The sequence below is a fragment of the Klebsiella sp. I138 genome, assembly GCF_051131765.1.
Lineage (GTDB): Bacteria > Pseudomonadota > Gammaproteobacteria > Enterobacterales > Enterobacteriaceae > Klebsiella.
The window spans coordinates 1,313,937-1,327,686 of record NZ_CP180447.1; the positions used below are offsets into that span (position 1 = coordinate 1,313,937).

The 13,750-nt window shown below is 56.5% G+C and carries 14 protein-coding genes and 1 pseudogene; 7 read left to right on the plus strand and 8 right to left on the minus strand.

What is annotated here, in order from left to right; genetic code table 11:
- Nucleotides 1-125 precede the first annotated feature (125 nt).
- The 4 genes and pseudogenes from ACMYSK_RS06110 to ACMYSK_RS06125 all read left to right on the plus strand — a co-directional run bounded on the left by ACMYSK_RS06110 (nt 126) and on the right by ACMYSK_RS06125 (nt 3,267).
- Complete coding sequence (locus tag ACMYSK_RS06110) at nt 126-572, plus strand: glyoxalase (protein ID WP_434641051.1); 447 nt, start codon at nt 126-128, stop codon at nt 570-572.
- Nucleotides 569-1,113 (plus strand): annotated as a pseudogene (locus tag ACMYSK_RS06115) (GNAT family N-acetyltransferase). Before ACMYSK_RS06110 ends, ACMYSK_RS06115 begins: the two are co-directional and overlap by 4 nt.
- Nucleotides 1,114-1,249: 136 nt before the next feature.
- Nucleotides 1,250-1,870: a LysE family translocator gene (locus ACMYSK_RS06120; protein ID WP_434641053.1), complete on the plus strand. Its 621-nt coding sequence runs from the start codon at nt 1,250-1,252 to the stop codon at nt 1,868-1,870.
- Nucleotides 1,871-2,097: 227 nt separating this feature from the next.
- Nucleotides 2,098-3,267, plus strand: coding sequence for a YbfB/YjiJ family MFS transporter (locus tag ACMYSK_RS06125; RefSeq protein WP_434641055.1), 1,170 nt, complete (start codon nt 2,098-2,100; stop codon nt 3,265-3,267).
- On the opposite strand, the gene ACMYSK_RS06130 is transcribed toward ACMYSK_RS06125, so the two are convergent.
- Nucleotides 3,244-4,092, minus strand: coding sequence for a LysR family transcriptional regulator (locus tag ACMYSK_RS06130; RefSeq protein ID WP_434641057.1), 849 nt, complete (start codon nt 4,090-4,092; stop codon nt 3,244-3,246). The two genes, ACMYSK_RS06125 and ACMYSK_RS06130, sit on opposite strands and share 24 nt — an antisense overlap.
- A gap of 91 nt (nt 4,093-4,183) precedes the next feature.
- On the opposite strand from ACMYSK_RS06130, the gene ACMYSK_RS06135 reads away from it, so the two are divergent.
- Nucleotides 4,184-5,254 carry an NAD(P)H-dependent flavin oxidoreductase gene (locus ACMYSK_RS06135; protein ID WP_434641058.1) on the plus strand — a complete coding sequence of 357 codons (1,071 nt, stop codon included), beginning with the start codon at nt 4,184-4,186 and terminating at the stop codon, nt 5,252-5,254.
- A gap of 32 nt (nt 5,255-5,286) precedes the next feature.
- Here the strand turns inward: ACMYSK_RS06135 and ACMYSK_RS06140 are convergent, their stop codons facing one another.
- From ACMYSK_RS06140 to ACMYSK_RS06155, 4 genes are read right to left on the minus strand one after another with little or no spacing between them, the layout of a single operon-like run.
- Nucleotides 5,287-5,946: a methionine ABC transporter permease gene (locus ACMYSK_RS06140; RefSeq protein ID WP_434643923.1), complete on the minus strand. Its 660-nt coding sequence runs from the start codon at nt 5,944-5,946 to the stop codon at nt 5,287-5,289.
- A complete protein-coding gene (locus ACMYSK_RS06145) occupies nt 5,943-6,734 on the minus strand; it encodes a methionine ABC transporter ATP-binding protein (protein WP_434641060.1) in 792 nt (263 codons plus the stop codon). The genes ACMYSK_RS06140 and ACMYSK_RS06145 overlap by 4 nt, the downstream gene beginning before the upstream one ends.
- Nucleotides 6,731-7,537, minus strand: a complete 807-nt coding sequence (locus tag ACMYSK_RS06150; RefSeq protein WP_434641061.1) for a MetQ/NlpA family ABC transporter substrate-binding protein — start codon at nt 7,535-7,537, stop codon at nt 6,731-6,733. The genes ACMYSK_RS06145 and ACMYSK_RS06150 overlap by 4 nt, the downstream gene beginning before the upstream one ends.
- 23 nt (nt 7,538-7,560) lie before the next feature.
- The gene (locus ACMYSK_RS06155; protein ID WP_434641063.1) at nt 7,561-8,589 is read right to left on the minus strand and encodes an isopenicillin N synthase family dioxygenase; all 1,029 of its coding nucleotides are present in this window, start codon (nt 8,587-8,589) and stop codon (nt 7,561-7,563) included.
- 284 nt (nt 8,590-8,873) lie between these two features.
- On the opposite strand from ACMYSK_RS06155, the gene ACMYSK_RS06160 reads away from it, so the two are divergent.
- Nucleotides 8,874-9,152, plus strand: a complete 279-nt coding sequence (locus ACMYSK_RS06160; protein WP_434641064.1) for a VF530 family DNA-binding protein — start codon at nt 8,874-8,876, stop codon at nt 9,150-9,152.
- A gap of 26 nt (nt 9,153-9,178) precedes the next feature.
- Here ACMYSK_RS06160 and ACMYSK_RS06165 read toward each other — a convergent pair whose 3' ends face one another.
- Complete coding sequence (locus ACMYSK_RS06165) at nt 9,179-10,126, minus strand: AraC family transcriptional regulator (RefSeq protein WP_434641065.1); 948 nt, start codon at nt 10,124-10,126, stop codon at nt 9,179-9,181.
- Nucleotides 10,127-10,234: 108 nt separating this feature from the next.
- Here ACMYSK_RS06165 and ACMYSK_RS06170 point away from each other — a divergent pair, with 108 nt between their 5' ends.
- Nucleotides 10,235-11,434, plus strand: coding sequence for an MFS transporter (locus ACMYSK_RS06170; protein ID WP_434641066.1), 1,200 nt, complete (start codon nt 10,235-10,237; stop codon nt 11,432-11,434).
- A 44-nt stretch (nt 11,435-11,478) separates the two neighbouring features.
- On the opposite strand, the gene ACMYSK_RS06175 is transcribed toward ACMYSK_RS06170, so the two are convergent.
- Both ACMYSK_RS06175 and pgtP read right to left on the minus strand, forming a co-directional pair.
- Nucleotides 11,479-11,925 (minus strand): GNAT family N-acetyltransferase, encoded by a 447-nt coding sequence (locus tag ACMYSK_RS06175; RefSeq protein ID WP_434641067.1) that lies wholly within the window; start codon nt 11,923-11,925, stop codon nt 11,479-11,481.
- Nucleotides 11,926-12,114: 189 nt separating this feature from the next.
- Complete coding sequence (gene pgtP / locus ACMYSK_RS06180) at nt 12,115-13,500, minus strand: phosphoglycerate transporter PgtP (protein ID WP_434641068.1); 1,386 nt, start codon at nt 13,498-13,500, stop codon at nt 12,115-12,117.
- Nucleotides 13,501-13,750 lie beyond the last annotated feature (250 nt).

Genomic DNA, 13,750 nt, shown 5'->3' on the forward strand with positions numbered 1-13,750 from the left:
TGCCGCCATTTTAGCAGAACCCACAAAAAATAGCGTTGTGACAAGACGAATCTGTGCAAGTCTACGTATTTAATGTATAAATTTTCTACCGGCTCTATTTGTCTGTTTTATCGTCAGGAGGGAAGATGACCGAAGATTTCGCCGCTCTCACCGTGCTATTCGTCGCGGGATTTGGCCCAGTTACACAAAACACTCCGCTTAGCCACGCCTTTTATGCTGACACACTGGGTTTGCCCCTGAAGCGAATGGCGGGTAATGAAGACTATCTGCTGACGGAGCAGGATGCCCTTGCGGGGGTGAAACATTTTGCTCTCTGGCCGCTGGCCCAGGCGGCAACCTCTTGTTTTGGACGTGAAGAGTGGCCGGCAGAACTCCCCGTGCCTCAGGCCTGGATTGAATTTGAAGTGCGCGATATTCAGGTCGCCACCGACGCGTTGATCGCCAAAGGATACCGGCTGTTGATCGCCAATCGTGAGGAACCATGGGGTCAGACCGTCACACGCTTGCTCAGCCCGGAAGGACTGCTGACGGGCGTTACGGTGACGCCGTGGCTGCGCGAGGAGACTCCGTGATCGCACCGCTATTGACGACCGACAGGCTGTTGCTCGTCCCGCTCGACAAAGACGACGCGCCCCAGATTCAGGCCGTCTTTCCGCAATGGGAAATTGTGCGCCACCTGGCGGCCAGTTTTCCCTGGCCGTTCCCTGATGACGGGGCATTTCGCTTTGTTAACACGATAGCTTTACCGGCCGCAGAAAAGGGCACCGGCTGGTTCTGGACAATTCGCCACAGGACTGCACCGGAGAAATTAATTGGCCTGATTACGCTTTCCGACCAGCCTGATAACAACCGAGGGTTCTGGCTGGATCCGGCGTGGCAGCGTCAGGGATTGATGACCGAGGCCTGCCGCTGCGTGACGGATTTCTGGTTTAACACCCTGCATCGTGAGGTGCTGCGGGCGCCAAAAGCCCGCGACAACGATGGGTCGAGGAAAATATCGATGAACAGCGGTATGCGCCTCATTCGTATTGAAAACAGCAGTTTACCGCAGGTATACTGGATGCGGAATTGTGGGAAATCACCCGGGATGAATGGAACCGCCTGCCGCGCTGAACAACGACGCAGCCCGTTACCGTAGCGGTATCGGGCTGTCGGTCATGCCTGTCACGAAAAGTCAGCCGTTGGCTCAGGTTATTTGATTGCCCGGCCGGACCGTTTTCCATAGAATCATCTCTTTCGGAGAGAGAACATGTCCGTCGCCGATGCACTTCTGGCTTATTCCTTAGCCGCTTTACTTCTGACCCTGACCCCTGGCCTTGATACCGCCCTGATTCTACGTACCGCAACCGTCGAAGGGGGTAAAAAAGCCTTTCAGGCGGCCCTGGGGATAGATACCGGGTGTTTTATCTGGGGCGCGGTCGTCGCATTTGGCTTAGGGGCGTTACTTGCCGCCTCGGAAGTGGCCTATAACCTCCTGAAATGGTGCGGGGCCGCCTATCTATGCTGGCTGGGTCTTCAGCTCCTGCTCCGGCCGCGCCGGGCTTTTGACACCCACCAGACCGCCGCATCGCCGGGCAGTAACTGGTTTTTAAAGGGGATGCTCGGAAACGTGCTGAACCCTAAGATGGGCGTGTTTTACGTCTCTTTTTTGCCACAGTTTATCCCCGTCGGGCACTCGCCGGTCATCTGGACCTTCCTGCTGGTTGCTATCCACGTGTTTATCGGCACGCTGTGGTCCTTAACGCTGATCCTCGCAACGCGTTACGCCTCAGGTCTGCTTAAAAAACCGGTATTTATTCAGTGGATGGACCGCACCACCGGCGGAGTATTTATGCTCTTTGCCGCCAGACTCGCACTCAGTCATCGCTAACCACGCCAGGGGCCGCAAGCCCCTGATTACGCATCCTCGACGTACATATTTCGTTGTTCAGCGAAGCGTCGCCATTCTGCTCCCGTACAGTGGCAGCAGACGGCAGCGTGGCGGTCCCGATTCGTCGTATCTTGCTTGCCGGCACATTCATTACCATAATAAAATGAGAATAATAAATTTATATTGTTCTCATTTTAAGATTTTAAATGGCGAGGTAGCGTGTGAATATGACGAAACACCGGCCGGAACGTCAGGCTTTGTTGCTGGCACTGGCCGGTTCCGTGGTGCTGATTATCGGCATGGGTTATGGGCGTTTTGCCTATACCGGCATTCTTCCGGTGATGCTGAATGAGCAAATTCTGTCACTACAGCAGGGAAATCTGGCGGCTTCGGTTAATTACGCGGGCTATTTACTTGGCGCGCTACTGCTATCGAAGGCCAGACCGGCTGACAGCACCCGTCTGACTCTCGCCTCGATGGTGTTCACGCTGCTGTGTCTGGCGCTTCTGGCCTGGGTCACGTCGCCCTTAGCGATTGTGATTGTGCGCGGTATTGCGGGAATGCTGAGTGCGGTGGCATTGATCGCCGCCTCGCTGTGGCTGCTTCAGCATATGAAACATCATCATGGCGCACCGATACTCTATTCCGGCGTAGGGATGGGAATATTTTTATCCGCCGAGTTTATCTCGTTGGCAAAAAGCTGGGCGCTCTCCAGCCCGCAAATCTGGCTTATCTGTGCCGGCAGCGCGACGCTCCTGTTTTTGCTGGTACTGCGCTTGCTGTTGACGCCAGAACACGAGGTGCTTGCCTTGCCACAGCAGACGGTGGCTGCGTCATCGGTGGCAGAAGGGCAAACCGCCGATGCCTGGCGATTGTTAGTGGTATACGGTTTGTCTGGCTTTGGTTACATCATTACGGCGACCTACCTGCCGCTATTTTTATCCGGCACGCTGGCACATATCGACCCCGTGCAGATTTGGGCGCTGTTTGGTCTGGCGGCGGTACCATCCTGCTTTATCTGGCACAAACTGGTGATCAAACTGGGCTATCGTCGGGCATTCACCGCCAACCTGCTGATTCAGGCCGCGGGAGTTGTCCTGCCCGTGATCAGCCACTCATTGTTCTTTTGCTTATGCAGTGCGCTGCTGGTTGGTTTTACCTTTATGGGCACCGTAACCATTGCGCTCCCGGAAGCCAGAAGGTTGAATCATCGGGTCAAATTCAACATGATCGCGGCGATGACGGCCACCTACGGCGTCGGACAAATTATCGGGCCGTTTGTCGCCGGGACGCTGCATAACCTGACGGGATCGTTTAATCCCTCACTGATTGCGGCGGCAGCGTCACTGCTTCTGGCCGCAGGGTTGGTCGCGCTAAAGTCCACTCGCGCTGGCTGACGCCAGCAGCTTTCGCATTTCACTCAGCGCAGGGGACATATATTCCCTGCGCCAGATTAATTGAGTCTGCGCCTGCTTCACTGGCGTAATCTGGCAACCTGCGGGCAGTGTCATGATATCAATCACGCTCTGCGGCAGGATGCCGCTGCAGCTCCCGGCAGCAATGCAGGCAATCATCGCGTGGTACGAGCCTACGTCCTGAACATCAACATTCGCGGTGGAGGCTAAAAATGCTTCGCCGAGAGCCCGATAGGTGCAGCCTCTGGGGAAAGCCGCGAGTTTGATGTCAGCCGAATTTTTCGGGCGCACCAGCATCAGCTGCTCGACGAAAACGGGGACCGCATCGATATCCGCAGGGCAGACGGGTTCACCTTCGGCGGAAACCGGCAGGCTCACCAGTGCACAGTCGAGGGCGGCACTTTGCACCCGTTCAGTTAACTGCCGCGTAGGCTGGGTGTGCAGCGTCAGCTCGACCGCCGGGCAGATCGCGCGGAACTGGGGAAGGAGGTGAATGAGCCGGCTGGCGGCAGTGGCTTCCATAGAACCCATACGCAGGATCCCGGTGGGCTTCGTCGGGTGCAGTGCCTGCTTAGCCTCATCGGCAAGGCTCAGTATTCTTAACGCATAGTCAAGGAAGTGCTTTCCGGCAGAAGAGAGCACCATTTTTTTGTTTCCCCGAACGAACAGTTCAACATCCAGCTCTTCTTCCAGCTGTTGAATTCGCGTGGTGATGTTCGATTGCGCGCGGCCCAGTATCCTGGCGGCCCGGGTGATACTTTGCTCTTGCGCGACAATTTTAAAGATCAGTAACGTGGTGTGGTTCATACTTTTCTTCTAAATATGGAAATGATATTGATCTTATCATCTCAAATAGAGATGGTAAGCACCCGGCATCACACATTCTAGCAGGGTGATTATGACCAACCGCCTTACACAGATACTTGATATTGCTTATCCCATCATACAGGCACCAATGGCCGGTGTCTCAACCCCTGAGCTTGCCGCTGCGGTGAGTAACAGTGGGGGGCTCGGTTCGCTGGGCCTTGGAGCATCGACCGTTTCCCAGGCCGAAGTGCTGATCGCCCGTACCCGTCATCTGACTTCGCATCCCGTTAACGTGAATCTGTTTTGCCACGCGCCGGCGCGCCGGGACCCGCAAACAGAAGCCCGATGGGTAGCGCTTTTGCGCCCGCAATTCGCCCGTTTTGGCGGCGAACCGCCCGAGACGCTGAGTGAAATCTATCAAAGTTTCCTTGAGAATCAACGCATGGCCGAGCTGCTGCTTGACCTGGTGCCTGAGGTCGTCAGTTTCCATTTCGGCGTAGCGGATAAAACGCTGATTCGTCGCCTGAAGGAAAAAGGCGTAGTGACCATGGCCAGCGCCACCAGCGTGCCAGAGGCGCAGCGGATAGCAGCCCAGGGCGTTGATATCGTGATTGCCCAGGGCTATGAGGCAGGCGGCCATCGTGGGATCTTCGATCCTCAGGCCGGCGATCGACAAATGAGTACCCTGACGCTGCTCCAGGCGCTAAAGCAGGCAGTGTCGATACCGGTTGTTGCTGCGGGAGGGATCATGGACGGCGCAGGGATCCGCAGCATGATGCATCTGGGCGCAGACGGTGCCCAACTGGGGACCGCGTTTCTGCTGTGTCCGGAATCAGCTACCGACCACGGATATCGTCAGGCGCTAAGTGCTGATCCTGCGCCAACAACCGTGGTAACCACGGCGATTTCCGGCCGCCCGGCTCGCTGTGTTAATAATGCATTTTGTGAAATCGGCCGCCGGCACCCTGAGTGTATGCCTCCGGACTACCCGGTAGCCTACGATGTGGGTAAAGCGCTGGCCAGCGCGGCAAAAGCGACGGGTGAGCAGGGGTTTGGCGCCCACTGGGCCGGGGAGAACGTCGGAGCAATCCGGGTGTTGCCGGCAGCAGAACTGATGCGCGCGCTCATTCACGAAGGCGGATTTTCTTCTCAGCAAGCGTGACGGCTACGACGGTCCGCCACGCTTGCTGAAGTCTAGCGGCGGTGGGCCAGCCGGCGAACCAGGCGGTCGCCCGCCATCTGCACGCCTTGTACCAGGGCCACCAGTATCAGTACCGTGCCGACCATCACTTCATTATTGAAGCGTTGATAGCCATAGCGAATCGCCAGATCGCCCAGTCCACCGCCGCCAATCACGCCAGCCATCGACGAGAAGCCAATCAGCATAACAATCGTCAGCGTGACGCCGGCCAGCAGGGTCGGCAGCGCTTCCGGCAACAGTGATTTAAAAATAACGTGCCACACAGAGCCGCCCATCGATAAGATGGCCTCAATGCGCCCGTAATCCACTTCATCCAGCGCATTCTCCGTCAGCCGGGCGAAAAAAGGGAATGCGCCGATCGTCACCGGCACCACCGCCGCCGTGCTCCCGAGCGTTGTGCCGATAATCAGCCGGGTAAACGGGATCAGGGCGATAAGCAGCACGATAAACGGCAGCGAGCGGCCGAAATTGATCGTTGCCCCCAGCAGGACGTTGAGTCTCGGCATCGGCAGCAGTCCGTTTTTGCGCGAAATAAACAGCACAACGCCGACAGGCAGGCCGATCAACACGGTAAACAACGCCGCCAGACCAACCATATACACCGTGTCCAGCGTACCGCCAAGCAGCAGCGGCCAGAGATCCTCCCAGCTCATGCGACTGTGCATAATGGCCTCCGGTGATAACCATGGCGAGCGAGAAAATCGCGCTCCGCCTGGGGGTCGTGCAGTAGCGACTGGCGTAGCGTCGACCACGGAGCCACCAGCAGTTCGGCAATGCTGCCGCTTTCGACGATCTCGCCATTTTCCAGCAGCGCAGCGTGGTCGCACAGGGTTTTGACCACCTCAAGCTCGTGGGTAATCAGCACTATCGTCAGATTCAGGCGCTGATTAATATCCGCCAGCAGCCCCAGTACCGATGCGGTCGTCTCGGGATCCAGTGCGCTGGTTGCCTCGTCGCACAGCAGGACATCAGGCCCTACCGCCAGCGCTCTTGCGATACCGACGCGTTGTTTCTGCCCACCCGATAGCTGAGATGGAAACGCCTGTGCTTTATCGCTCAGTCCGACCAGCTCCAGCAGCTCCGCCACTCGCGCCTGGCGGGCGGGTTTTGACACCCCGGCAATTTCCAGCGGCACGGCGATGTTGTCGGCGACGTTGCGCGCGTGCAACAGATTAAAATGCTGAAAGATCATGCCGGTACGCAGGCGCCAGGCGCGCAGAGCGGCATTATCCATTTGCGTAATATCCTGTCCGTTCACAATAATGCGGCCCGCCGTGGGCCGCTCCAGCAGATTCAAACAGCGGATCAACGTACTTTTCCCGGCGCCGCTGCGCCCGAGGATGCCGTAAACCGCCCCCTTCGGGACATGCAGCGATACATTGTTCAGCGCCGGTCGGCCTGTTCCGGCGTAAGTTTTACTCAGCCCGGTCACCTCAATCATGACTGAGGGGCAACCGGGATAACCGAGCCGTTATAGCGTTGACGGATGAACTCGGCCACCTGCGGTGAGGTCAGGTCTTTTGCCAGCTGTTTAATGCGCGGGTCGCTAGCCAGGGAGGGATTGGTGACCAGAATATTGGCATACGGGTTATGGCTGGCGCTCTCAAGCCCAAGAGCGTCCTTGGCCGGAGAAAGCCCGGCTTCCAGCGCATAGTTACCGTTGATGACGGCCAGGTCGACATCGTCCAGAGAACGTGGGATCTGTGGGGATTCAATTTCGAGAATCTTAAGATGCTTCGGGTTCTCCACGATATCTTTTGGCGTAGCAAGCGTCGTGGCCGGGTCGGTGAAAGTGGTGGCCAGCTTGATAAGTCCCTGGCTTTGCAATAAGAACAGTGCGCGGCTCAGGTTCGTGGTGTTATTGGGGACAGCGACGGTGGCATTTTCCGGCAGCGAGGCGAAGTTTTTGTGCTTGCGTGAATAGATGCCCAGCGGCTCAATATGGACCGTCGCGGCGACGGTAAAGGTTTTGCCCAGCGCCTTTTCCTGATCTTTCAGGTAGGGCACATGCTGGAAATAGTTCGCGTCGACGTCGCCGTTAGCCAGCAGTTCATTGGCGTTCACGCCGCTGGTCAGTTCAACCACTTTCAGATCGAGGCTCGGATCGATTTTCTTGATGTAGTTAAGGATCTCCGCATGCGGAACTGGGTCAGCCGCCACGCGTAGCGCGGCGGCCTGTGCAGACGTCCAGGCCAAAGAGAGAGACAGAGCAACCCCTGCCAGTTTAAAAGCGGCATTTTTCATGGTGTTTTCCTTTATTTTTATGTTTAAACGATCAGTTGCTCGGCGCGTTCGCGAAACACATCCTGGTAGTAGCGTTCAGCCACATCCGGATGAGAGCGCAGGCGGCCCTTCAGGTAATTCCAGCCCACTTCGCGCAGCAGCGGGTTTTGCGGATCGCTGTCCGGGCCGAGTGCTTCCTGCGCCAGTTCCGGCGGAAGGGTATACACCGGTACGGTGGCATCCAGCTGCGCGCCGAGGAAAAAGGCGATAGAGAGACGTTCCTGGTGCGCCGGGGGGGACACCACCCGATGTACGGTAGCCCGCAGATAGCCATTGGTAGCCAGCTCAAGCAGCTCACCAATATTGACAACAAAACTGTTTTCCAACGGAGTGGCATCGATCCAGCGGCCCGGGGCCACTTCCACCTGCAGTCCTTTTTGCTCATCCTGAAGCAGGAAGCTGAGGAACCCGGAGTCCTTATGTGCGCCCACACCCTGGTGGCTTTGCGTTTCATGCTGGCCTGGATAGCGGATCAGTTTGATGTGCTCATTAGGCTTATTGCCGTACAAGGTATCAAAGGCGTTGTCAGGTAGCGCCAGCGCTTCGGCAAAGGCGCGCAGCAGGGTGATGCCCACCTCCGTCATGGCGCGCTGCCAGCTCAGTAGCGTCGGTTTTAATGTAGGTAAGGCGTCCGGCCACAGGTTAGGTCCCTGGAGACGCTGCCAGCGCGGAGCACCGTCATCCAGCCGTAGCGCCGGGCGTTCGGCGCCGATGTCGAACTGTTCACGCCAGTCTGGCTGCCCGCGGGTTAGCTCTGATGCGGCACGGTTATAGCCGCGAAAGTGAGGGGAATGAATCATGGCCACCGGCTGTTTTTGTTCATCAGACAGGGCAAAGAAACGACGGGATTGCTGCTGAACAGCATCCTGCAAAGCGTCGTCGACGCCATGATTGATGAGATAAAAGAAGCCGATTTCACGGGCCGCATGGCGCAGGTCGGCTAAAAAAGCCGTTTTTTCAGCAGGGGCGGCGTAGCGTGCAAGATCGAGAATCGGCAAAGTTGTTGCGTTCATTGTGTTCTCCGAAGACGGGATTCAGGACATAGCGTTTATTCAGATTCAGGATTCGGGGACAACAACAGCGCATGGTGATTTCCTCATTCAGGTGGGTGAATACAGCTTGCCCTGGCGGAAAATAATCAACCAATAACGTTCTTTTCTAATTTATGACCGGGCAGGGTTCTGTGCTTTTGCGAATAGTGAATAAAGGCGTCGCGAAAATTGTTTCCGCCTTGCGCAGGGCCGATGTAGCCAGTATGGTGTGCGACATTTCTCAAGTATTCAGGATTAAACATTCAATGCAGCCTTCAAAAGATCCTCTTCACGGCGTCACCCTTGAGGCTTTACTGAACGCTCTGGTGGCAAAGTACGGCTGGGCCGAGCTGGCAAAACGGATCAATATCAACTGTTTTAAGAGCGACCCGAGCATCAAATCGAGCCTTAAATTTTTGCGCCGCACGCCGTGGGCGCGCACAGAAGTCGAAAATCTCTATATTGACTCCCTTGATGATTCGACGCCCGCTGACACACCGCTTCCAACCGATAGTCCGTGGGCTAACTGGCAGAATAAAAAGTAGGGAACAGCGTTGACGTGGTGACGTGGCTATAGCGGAACTTCTGCGCGTAGCGACCCCGGGGCTTTGCCGGTGATGCGCTTAAAGGCCCGGCTGAAAGCGGCCAGGGAGCTGTATCCCAGTCTGAAGGCCACTTTTTCCAGGGTCTGACCTTCATCCGAAATATACTGCACGGCCAGCCGCATCCGCAGTTCCGTGAGATAGCGCGCGGGCGTGGTCCCTGTGGCGGCGAGGAAGCGTTCCGCAAAAACGGAACGTGAGGTCCCGGCCTCGCGGGCAAGCTCTTCGACTTTCCAGTTGACGCCGGGCTGCTGATGCATTGCATAGATAGCCCTGGCGAGTTTCGGATCGCGCAGCACCTGCACCCAACCTGTTGCGTTACCGCAGCCGCACTCGACCCAGCCGCGAACGATCAGCGCTGCCACGACATCGGCAAGCCGCGCCAGAATACCGGCATAGCCCGCCTGGCGTGTGAGCGACTCTCGTTCCATGGCCAGCAGCAGCGGGTGGATTTCGGGCCAGGTTTTCAACAAACGGCTCACCAGCATCACTTCCGGCATCGCTTTGACCAGCGGCTGCATTCCTCCCAGTTCAAAATCCATGCAGCCACTGAAGATGACGGTATTGTCCGCCTCTTTCTGCGCACCCTCGCTTTTGACGCAGCACACCGTGCTGCATACCGGCTCACTGGCTAACTGCATGACATCAATAACCTGCGCCTGGGCATCGGACATTAACGCATGGCTCTCGCCGTTGGGGATAAACAGTGCATCGCCGCTTTCCAGGGTCAGCTGCAGGCCGCTGGCCATTCGCAGCAGCACCTGCCCGCGGCTCACAAAGTGGAACTGGGCTTTACCCGGCACATAGCGAAAACCCACCCCAAACGGACGACCGGTTTCGATGCGGCGGTAATTAACCCCTGAGAGGCGCATGCCGCGCAGGAGTTCACTGGTGAGGTCGAGTGTCTGGCGAGTCATATACGCATTCCCGGACGAATTATCAATAATTGCAGAGTATGCATCATAGATCGTCCGACGGGAAAGCCCTAATCTTGCCGGGATGTTAATTATTCTGGAGAGATGTATATGAGTTCCTGCATAACTGCCGAAGAAGGGATGGCCACGGCCAGACCCGCATGGCGCGCCGTGTATGCTCTGGCATTGGGCGTTTTCGGCCTGATTGTCGCAGAGTTTCTTCCCGCCAGCCTGTTAACACCGATGGCAACCAGCCTTGGCGTCAGCGAAGGGATGGCGGGGCAGGCGGTCACCGCAACGGCCATGGTGGCACTCATCACCGGGCTGCTGATCACCCCCGCCACTAAAAATATCGATCGCCGCTGGGTACTGATGTTCTTTTCTGTCCTGCAGATCATTTCCAGTCTGATGGTGGCCTTTGCCATGTCGCTGGAGTTTCTGCTGCTGGGGCGCCTGCTGCTGGGAATTGCGATTGGTGGATTCTGGTCGATGTCGACCGCGACGGCGATGCGCCTGGTGCCTGCGGCGTTGGTGCCGAAAGCGCTGGCGGTAATCTTCTCAGCCGTATCGATCGCCACCGTCGTCGCCGCGCCGTTGGGCAGCTATCTCGGCGGTCTGATTGGCTGGCGTAACGTGTTTATTCTTTGTACCGTACCGAGCCTGATTGCGCTGCTGTGGCAGCTGTGGGTATTGCCCTCTATGCGCCCGGAAAGCGTGGGCAGTTTTGCTACGCTGTTTAAGGTTCTGCGCCGTCCCGGCATGGTTGGCGGGATGCTGGCCACCATTTTAATCTTCAGCGGTCATTTTGCCTTTTTCACCTACCTGCGCCCGTTTCTGGAAACCGTGGCCCAGGCTAGCGTGGAAGGTGTCTCGCTGATTCTGCTGGGGTTTGGGGTCGCGAACTTTATCGGAACATCTCTCGCCGGGCATCTGCTAAACCGAAGCCTGCGGCTGACGCTGGCGCTGGTTCCTTTTGCTATGAGCATCCTGGCACTGATGATGGTGACGTTCGGCCACATCGCGATGCTTGACGGCCTGCTGGTCGCCATGTGGGGTTTTGCCTTCGGACTGGTGCCGGTTGGCTGGTCTACCTGGCTGGCGACGACGGTGCCGGATGAGGCTGAAAGCGCTGGCGGGCTGCTGGTTGCGTCCATTCAGCTGGCCATCGGTGCCGGGGCGGCCGGCGGCGGGGCGGTGTTTGACCTTAATGGCGCCAGCGGCGTTTTTACCGGCAGCGGGCTACTGCTGCTCAGCGCAATGATTATTGTCTTTGCCGGCGTACGGGTGACATCGACGGTCAGTGAAGAATAAATCTGCGAAGCGTCAACGATGCGCCTGCGGGCGCATTTTTTGGCCTACCGTTCCGGCCAGGCCGCCATGCGTTTCAGCAGGCGGTACGCTCCTTCGTCGCTTATCCCTTCATCAATCGTGACAAAGCCGCAGGTGTCATAAAACGCCAGCGCATTGCGGTTGCGCGTCAGGCACTTCAACTGATAGCCGTGCTCTTGCCAGCCGGGTAATGCCCGCAACAGCATTTTGCCAACACCGCATCCCTGATGCGCGCAGGCCACATGCAAATGGTGAATAAAATGCTCTGGCATCCAGACGGAAATAAAACCCGCCAGCTCTCCCTGCGGATCATGTGCCAGCCAGATTGTCTCACCTTCGGTCTGCTTATCCAGATCGGTTAAGCGGAACCCGACAACGTCCAGCCACGTAAAGGTATGACGTCGCGATAAAAGAAACAGCTGCTGCAACGCGGGCCAGTCATGCCGGGTTGCCTGGCGAACAACAAGAGTCAATCTCACCCCCATTTTGGGCTTAAGCCAGGAATATCCTGGACGGCAACGCGATTATAGCGTCTGCGTATGCCGGGAACAAAAACCGGCACGGGTGGGTGTGTTTTATCCGTCAATTCAATGAGGTCGCCGTGATTTCTGGCTAACCCGGCGACGACTTTCCGCCGTCGGGAACGCCCCTGTGTTACCGATTTACACCTGCGCCAGCGTCAGCTCTTGCGCACTGGCTGCCTCCTGGCGTTTACGTTCCAGCTCCAGCACCCCGCGGTGCGACAGATAGCAAAACAGAATGCAGCACACCACGCCGCCCATCAGAAGATAGAAACCGCCGTGCCAACCGAGTTTATCGACCATCACGCCAAATAAACTGGTACCCAGCGTTGCACCGAAGATGTAACTCATAAAACCGCGCAGGCCGACCGCAGAGCCGACTGCGAAACTCGGGACAATCTCCATGGTTTGTACCGAGGCCAAAAATTGCGGGACGTAAATCAGGCAACCGACGATAGCGGCAAACACCGTGACCATAAATAGCGAATCACTTTTCCAGTAGCCGATCAGGCAGAAGAAAATCAGCGTCATGCAGATCATCGCCAGCGGCATACGGCGGCCTTTAAACAACTTATCTGACAGCCAGCCGGCCAGCAGGGTGGACGGAATGGCCGCCCATTCGAAAAACAGGAATGCGACGCTCATTTCTTCCTTGGAGAAGTGCTTCACCGTCAGGAGGTAGATAGGCAGCCAGCTAATCATGCCGAAGCGCACCATGTAGACGAACACATCAACCATCGACACGTACCAGGCATTTTTATTTTTCAGTACGTAGGTACAAAAGATCTGCCCAGCACTCATGTTTTCCGGGGCTTTTTCAACTTTGCCGGTATTCAGCAGCACTTTTTCTTCCGGCAGCATTTCATCGAGCGCCGGTAAGCCTTCGCTACGCGGCGAGCCCTTGCCCAGAACCAGTACCACGAGGGCAAACAACACCGCAACCGCCGCCGGTACGATATAGCTGGCAGTCTGCCAGTGTTCGGATCCCAGCAGCGCAAAAGCGGTGCCGACGATAGGGGCAACAATCCCGCCGCCAACGTTATGCGAGATGTTCCAGAAGGCTCCTACCCGGCCGCGTTCGCGGCGGGGGAACCAGTTAGCGATGGTAATAAACGACGGACCAACGCCCATCCCTTGAAACAGGCCGTTGATAACGACCAGCGCGACAAAAATCCAGAACGCGTTGCTGAACCCGAGGCCTACGTTTACAACGGCGCACATGACCAGCCCAAATGCCATAAACACTTTCGGGCTGGCCTTATCCGCCAGGCTACTCATTACGCCTTTACTAATACCGTAGGCGATCAGCATGCAGCTGCTGAGCATCCCAATCTGGGTGGCGCTGAGATCGAGCTGATCTTTGAGGTAGGGGGTCGACAGCGTGAAGTTGTTTCGTACGATGTAATAGGCCAGATAACCAAGAAAAACGCTCAGCAGCGCCTGCATACGATAGCGTTTATAGGTGGGGGTAATTTGTTCCGCAGGAATAGTGGTCGTGGCGACTTTGGGTTTTAATAATGAGAGCATAACAGTACCTGTATTTTGTTATCGGTGGTGAGCATCGAGATAATTAAATAAAGCTGTCGTGAATACGCGATGAATTGTGATGAAAACAAAGTCACAAAACAATCCACGCTATTTGAGTCAAAAGTGACTCAAATATGAAAATGGCAGTCCTTTTTTTGACTCAATTATATTTCTTTGGTTTCAGTTTTTGTATGGGATACTTAATCGCCGGGCCTGGCTATATTCTGGTTGCTATGTAATTCAGTACCTC

What these genes read in the sequence shown, in the direction of transcription:
- ACMYSK_RS06120 (WP_434641053.1), top strand. Translation starts at nt 1,250, where the DNA reads ATGTCCGTCGCCGATGCACTTCTGGCTTATTCCTTAGCCGCTTTACTT.
- ACMYSK_RS06110 (WP_434641051.1), top strand. Translation starts at nt 126, where the DNA reads ATGACCGAAGATTTCGCCGCTCTCACCGTGCTATTCGTCGCGGGATTT.
- ACMYSK_RS06160 (WP_434641064.1), top strand. Translation starts at nt 8,874, where the DNA reads ATGCAGCCTTCAAAAGATCCTCTTCACGGCGTCACCCTTGAGGCTTTA.
- ACMYSK_RS06165 (WP_434641065.1), bottom strand. Translation starts at nt 10,126, where the DNA reads ATGACTCGCCAGACACTCGACCTCACCAGTGAACTCCTGCGCGGCATG.
- ACMYSK_RS06170 (WP_434641066.1), top strand. Translation starts at nt 10,235, where the DNA reads ATGAGTTCCTGCATAACTGCCGAAGAAGGGATGGCCACGGCCAGACCC.
- ACMYSK_RS06145 (WP_434641060.1), bottom strand. Translation starts at nt 6,734, where the DNA reads ATGATTGAGGTGACCGGGCTGAGTAAAACTTACGCCGGAACAGGCCGA.
- ACMYSK_RS06130 (WP_434641057.1), bottom strand. Translation starts at nt 4,092, where the DNA reads ATGAACCACACCACGTTACTGATCTTTAAAATTGTCGCGCAAGAGCAA.
- pgtP (WP_434641068.1), bottom strand. Translation starts at nt 13,500, where the DNA reads ATGCTCTCATTATTAAAACCCAAAGTCGCCACGACCACTATTCCTGCG.
- ACMYSK_RS06135 (WP_434641058.1), top strand. Translation starts at nt 4,184, where the DNA reads ATGACCAACCGCCTTACACAGATACTTGATATTGCTTATCCCATCATA.
- ACMYSK_RS06150 (WP_434641061.1), bottom strand. Translation starts at nt 7,537, where the DNA reads ATGAAAAATGCCGCTTTTAAACTGGCAGGGGTTGCTCTGTCTCTCTCT.
- ACMYSK_RS06155 (WP_434641063.1), bottom strand. Translation starts at nt 8,589, where the DNA reads ATGAACGCAACAACTTTGCCGATTCTCGATCTTGCACGCTACGCCGCC.
- ACMYSK_RS06125 (WP_434641055.1), top strand. Translation starts at nt 2,098, where the DNA reads ATGACGAAACACCGGCCGGAACGTCAGGCTTTGTTGCTGGCACTGGCC.
- ACMYSK_RS06140 (WP_434643923.1), bottom strand. Translation starts at nt 5,946, where the DNA reads ATGAGCTGGGAGGATCTCTGGCCGCTGCTGCTTGGCGGTACGCTGGAC.